This is a genomic window from Mitsuaria sp. TWR114 (assembly GCF_007997345.1).
Window position 1 is genome coordinate 1 of the sequence record NZ_VOSR01000026.1, and the last position, 5,014, is coordinate 5,014.

Consider the following 5,014-nt stretch of genomic DNA (forward strand, 5'->3'; position numbering starts at 1 on the left):
TGGAACTGGGCTTCGACGCGGTGATGCATTCGGCGACGAAGTACCTCAACGGGCACAGCGACGTCATCTCCGGCGTGGTCGTGGTCGGGGGCGAGCAGCGCCAGGCGGCGCTGCGCGAGCAGCTCGAGTTCCTGCACAACGCGGTGGGCTCGGTCGCCGGCCCCTTCGACAGCTTCCTCGCGCTGCGCGGGCTCAAGACGCTGGCGCTGCGCATGGCGCGCCACAACGAGAGCGCGCTGGAGCTCGCCCGCTGGCTGGAAGGCCAGCCCAAGGTGCGCCGTGTCCACTATCCGGGCCTGGAGAGCCATCCGCAGCAGGCGCTCGCCCAGCGCCAGATGCGCGGCGGTGGCGGGATGATCAGCGTGCAGCTGGACACCGACCTGGCCGGCGCGCGCCGCTTCCTGGAGCGGGTGCGGATCTTCTCGCTGGCCGAGAGCCTGGGCGGCGTCGAGAGCCTGATCTCGCTGCCCGCGCTGATGACGCACGCGTCGATCCCGGTGGAGACGCGGGCGCGGCTGGGCATCACCGATTCGCTGGTGCGGATCTCCGCCGGCATCGAGGACCTCGAGGACCTGCGCGACGACCTGAAGGCGGGCCTGGACGCCGTCTGACCGAGGAGCGCGCCGCGGGAATTGCGCGGCGGACGAACGCGCCGGGGCCGGGAGGCCGCCGGCGCGTTCTGCTTTTCCGAACCGCTGGCCGCACAAGAATCGAAGTGCGACGTGAAGAATGCGTGAAGATGCGCGCGTCAAACGCGCGAAGCGTTGCGCCGCCAAGTGGCGAATCCACGCGCACCGGATTTGTTGGCTCGTCGGAAAAACCTTCGATAAGTCTTTCTTAACTTCCGTTTAAGCGAAGTTATTTATGATCCGGCTTCGTTTTTCTCGGAGGCCCTCTCATGTCTGCCCTCAACTACCGCCATCTGCACTACTTCTGGGTCGTCGCCAAGGAGGGCGGCTTCGCCCGGGCGGCGGACCGCCTCGGCATGGCGGTGCAGACGATCAGCGCGCAGGTGCGGGAGCTCGAGCGCTCGCTGGGCCATCAGCTGCTCAAGCCGGAAGGCCGAGGCCTGGTGCTGACCGAGGCCGGCCAAGCCGCCTTCGCCCGCGCCGAGGAGATCTTCCAGATCGGCCAGATGGTGCCGCACGAGGTCCACGAGGCGGCCACGCAGCGCGTGCAGCGCCTGTCGGTGGGCTTGTCCGACGGCCTGTCCAAGCTGGCGGCCCATGCCCTGCTGGCGCCGGTCCTGGACACGCCGAACCTGCGCCTCGTCTGCCATGAGGGCGAGGTCGACCAGCTGATCGGCGAGCTGGCCCTGCACCACCTGGACCTGGTGCTGACCGACCAGCCCGCGCCGGTGAATCCGACGCTGCGCATCACCAGCCAGCTGCTGGCCAGCACCTCGGTCGACTGGTACGGCCCCGCGGAACTGGTCGAGCGCGCCCGTCGCGCGCCGAACAAGGGCTTCCCTCACGTGCTGGAGACGCTGCCGGTGCTGCTGCCGACGCGCCACGCCTCGCTGCGCGCGGGCCTGGAGCGCTGGTTCGAGCAGCACCACATCCGGCCGCAGATCGTCGGCGAGTTCGAGGACAGCGCGCTGATGAGCGTCTTCGCCGCGCGCGGGCTGGGCGTCTTCCCGGTCAGCCGATTGGGCGCGGACGACCTGTCGATGATGGCCGGCCTGCACCTGCTCGGCCAGACCGAGGTCGTCGAGGACGTCCACGGCATCTACTCGCGCCGCGGCCAGAACCATCCGCTGGTGGCCAAGCTGCTGCAGCGTCGCGGCACGCAGGAACCGGCGATGGACAACGAATCGGAAATTGCTTCAGCAGAATGAGATTGAAGCAGGTTTATACGAAGTGAAGACGACGTTAAGGTCCGCACCTCGTGCGCGCGAGAGCGCGCGTTCCGTCCAACGGCTCACTCGGATCCAGGAGAACCAGTCATGAGCGACTACCAACGACATCCGGCGTCCCCCTCGGCCTGGACGCCGCCACCGCCAGCGGCGGCGATTCGGTCTTCACCCAGCGCGCCGACGTGGCGCGCGTGCTGCGCAACACCTATGCGCTGCTGTCGATGACGCTGCTGTTCAGCGGCGCGGTGGCGGCGGCCGCGGTGGCGTTCAAGCTGCCCGCCCCGGGCATGATCCTGACACTCATCGGCTACTTCGGCCTGCTGTTCGCGATCCACAAGACGCAGCATTCCGCCGCGTCGGTGCCGCTGGTCTTCGCGCTGACCGGCTTCATGGGCTACACCCTGGGCCCGCTGCTGAGCGCCATCCTGAACCTGCCCGGCGGCGCCAACACGATCGCCCTGGCGCTGGGCACCACCGGCGCGACCTTCCTGGTGCTGTCGGCCTATGTGCTGGCGACCAAGAAGGACTTCAGCTTCATGGGCGGCTTCCTGTTCGCCGGCATGATCATCGCGATCCTGGCGTCGCTGGCCAACCTGTTCTTCCAGCTGCCGATGCTGGCGATGGTGGTCTCGGGCGTCGTGGCGCTGCTGTCGGTGGGCATGATCCTGTTCCACACCAGCATGATCGTGAACGGCGGCGAGCGGAACTACGTGATGGCCACGGTCAGCCTGTTCGTCTCGCTGTTCAACCTGTTCACCAGCCTGCTGAGCATCTTCGGCTTCGCCGGCTCCAGCGACGACTGACGGCGCGACGATGAAGACCTTGCTGTGGTCCTTGACCGGCGTGTTCGCGCTGGTCTGGAGCGGACTGGCCTGGGCGGCGGCCGGCCTGGTGCGCTGGACGGTGGAGGCGCTCTCCACCGGCCGCGCCACCGAGCTGGGCAAGGCCGCGGTCGAGTTCAAGTTCCCGGCCTGGGCCGAGCCCTTCCTCGACACCGGGCTGCTCGAGATGCTCCAGTCCTTCGTGCGCTGGCTGATGGAGATGGCGGGCACCGGCGCCCCGATGGCCGGGACGGCGATCGGCTGGCTGGTACCGGTGGTATGGGTCACCTGGGCCTTTGGGCTGACGGTGCTGATCGTGATCGCGCTGCTGCTCAATCACCTGATCAAGAGCCTCCCGCGCACCGGCGGCGGTCCCGCCGCGGCGACACGCTGACGCGTCCCCGGCCTCGTTCAGCCCCCGCAGGGCTGGACGAGGCCGTCGCCGTGAGGCGCGGCGCGGAACTCGGGCAGCTGCTCGACCTCGGTCGCATAGGCGATCAGCGTCTGCAGCCGCTCCGCCGGCGGCAGCAGCTCCGGCGTCATCTGCCGGACGAATTCCCACATCACCCCGATCGTGATGCCCGCCAGGCCGATCGCATCGCGCTCGGCCGAGAGCGCGCCTTGCCCATCTCCGCCTCGAGTTCCAGCAGCGCGGCGCGCAGTTGGGCGCCCACCCGCTCGAGCCAGGGCGCATGCTGTTTGTCGTCCGGGCGCAGCTGCTGCTCGTACACCGCCTGCACGCTCTTGTCGGTGGCCGCCAGCGCCAGGCCGATCAGCCGCAGTGCGCGCTTGAGCGCCGGATCGCTGGGCGGCAGCAGCGCCCGTCCCGGCGACAGCGACTGCGCGTACTGCAGGATCAGCGTCGAATCCATCAGCACCGTGCCGTCGTCGCAGACGAAGGTCGGCGCCTTGACGACCGGGTTGATGCGGCTGAATTCGTCGAAGGTGCGGAACACCGACAGCGAGCGGTGCTCGAAGCGCAGGCCCAGCAGCTGCATCGCGATCGCGGCGCGGCGGACGTAGGGGGAGTCGAGCATGCCGATGAGCTGCATGGCGGAACTTTCGTGAGGGGACGTGGTGGGCTCAGGCGCCGGCGGGCAGCGCCACGGTGAAGCGGTAGAGGCAGCACTCGTCGCCGTGGAGGGTGCGGACCTCGCGATCGATCTCGCCGGCGGCGCGGCCGCGGATGACGCCGGGCCAGAACTGCGCGGCGGGGGTGTTGGCCATCAGGTGGTAGACCTCCCAGCGGCCCGGGAAGCGCGCCAATACCTCGCCGGCCGCGCGCGCCGCCAGGCCGTGGCCGCGGTAGCCCCGCGCGAGGAAGAAGTAGCCCATGTTGTGGTCGGACTGGCTGTCCTCGCAGTCGCGGTCGACCACCGCGAAGCCGGCCAGTTCGTCGCCGACCCAGATCAGGAACGGATGCACGTCCGGCTGCGCCCAGTACGGCGCCTTGGGCCGCAGCTGGTAGCGCCCCTCGGGCGCGAACGCCACCGGCGTCCACTCGCTGAGGTCGTAGTTGTAGAACTGCATCAGGTTCTCGATGCGCGGCAGGTCGTCGGGCGCCGCGCGCTCGATCCGTAGCGCCGGGCTGTCGGGACGCGGCACGGGGATCGAGTCGGAAAAGGCGCCGGGTCGTGTCTCCATGAGGCCTCGCTGCTGGCTGTTCCTGTGGTCTTCTCCCGGCCGCGTCAGCGCGGCGGCGGGAAGTCGTCGTCGAAGGGATAGCGCACGCCGGCCAGCGCGCGGATGCGATCCATCCAGCCGAGCACCGCCAGCGTCTCCGCATGCGGGACCACCGGGCTTTCGATCTCACCGGCGCGGGCGCAGCGCATCGCCTCGCGGATCTCGTTCTCGAAGCCGTTGATCTCGAAGGGGCGCTCGATCGTCTCGACCGTGCCGCGCGCCGGCAGCCACTGCAGACGCGTCGCTTCCCAGAAGGTCTCCGGCAGCACGATGGCGCCAGCCGCGCCCAGCACCTGCATCGTGTTGGGCGCGAAGGTGTCCACCGCGCAATGGAACTGCGACACCAGCCCGTCGCCGAAGTCCAGCGCCACCGCCAGCCGCGCATCCACGCCGGTCGGCGCGAGCTTGGCTCGCACCTGCAGGTCCACCAGCGGCGGCACCTCGCCGAGCGCGTGCTGCAGCACCCAGCGCGTGGCGGTCAGGTTGTAGATGCCGACATCCAGCAGCGCGCCGCCGGCCAGCGCCGGGCTGAAGATGCGGCTGTCGGGGTCGTAGGGCGCGGGGAAGCAGAAGCTCGATTGCAACCCGTGCAGCGCGCCGAGACGGCCGTCGCGCAGCCAGGCCGCGAGCTCCTGGTAGGCCGGCAGGAAGCGCG

At 69.6% G+C, this 5,014-nt stretch carries 5 protein-coding genes and 2 pseudogenes; 4 read left to right on the top strand and 3 right to left on the bottom strand.

From position 1 onward, the window contains the following. The 4 genes from FUT87_RS01480 to FUT87_RS01495 all read left to right on the top strand — a co-directional run. A partial coding sequence (locus FUT87_RS01480; protein WP_186830302.1) for a PLP-dependent aspartate aminotransferase family protein occupies positions 1–611 on the top strand: 611 nt, incomplete at its 5' end. 287 nt (positions 612–898) lie between these two features. Beyond that, positions 899–1,837, top strand: a complete 939-nt coding sequence (locus FUT87_RS01485; RefSeq protein WP_147239830.1) for a LysR family transcriptional regulator — start codon at positions 899–901, stop codon at positions 1,835–1,837. Between the two features lie 50 nt (positions 1,838–1,887). After that, positions 1,888–2,658 carry a Bax inhibitor-1/YccA family protein gene (locus FUT87_RS01490; protein ID WP_147239831.1) on the top strand — a complete coding sequence of 257 codons (771 nt, stop codon included), beginning with the start codon at positions 1,888–1,890 and terminating at the stop codon, positions 2,656–2,658. Between the two features lie 10 nt (positions 2,659–2,668). After that, complete coding sequence (locus FUT87_RS01495; RefSeq protein WP_147239832.1) at positions 2,669–3,070, top strand: hypothetical protein; 402 nt, start codon at positions 2,669–2,671, stop codon at positions 3,068–3,070. Positions 3,071–3,087: 17 nt separating this feature from the next. On the opposite strand, the pseudogene FUT87_RS01500 reads toward FUT87_RS01495, so the two are convergent. The 3 genes and pseudogenes from FUT87_RS01500 to FUT87_RS28245 all read right to left on the bottom strand — a co-directional run. Continuing rightward, positions 3,088–3,728, bottom strand: a pseudogene (locus tag FUT87_RS01500) (glutathione S-transferase). A gap of 31 nt (positions 3,729–3,759) precedes the next feature. Further along, positions 3,760–4,320 carry a GNAT family N-acetyltransferase gene (locus FUT87_RS01505; RefSeq protein ID WP_091729800.1) on the bottom strand — a complete coding sequence of 187 codons (561 nt, stop codon included), beginning with the start codon at positions 4,318–4,320 and terminating at the stop codon, positions 3,760–3,762. A 44-nt stretch (positions 4,321–4,364) separates the two neighbouring features. Continuing rightward, a pseudogene (locus FUT87_RS28245) lies at positions 4,365–5,014 on the bottom strand (Gfo/Idh/MocA family oxidoreductase); the annotation flags it as partial.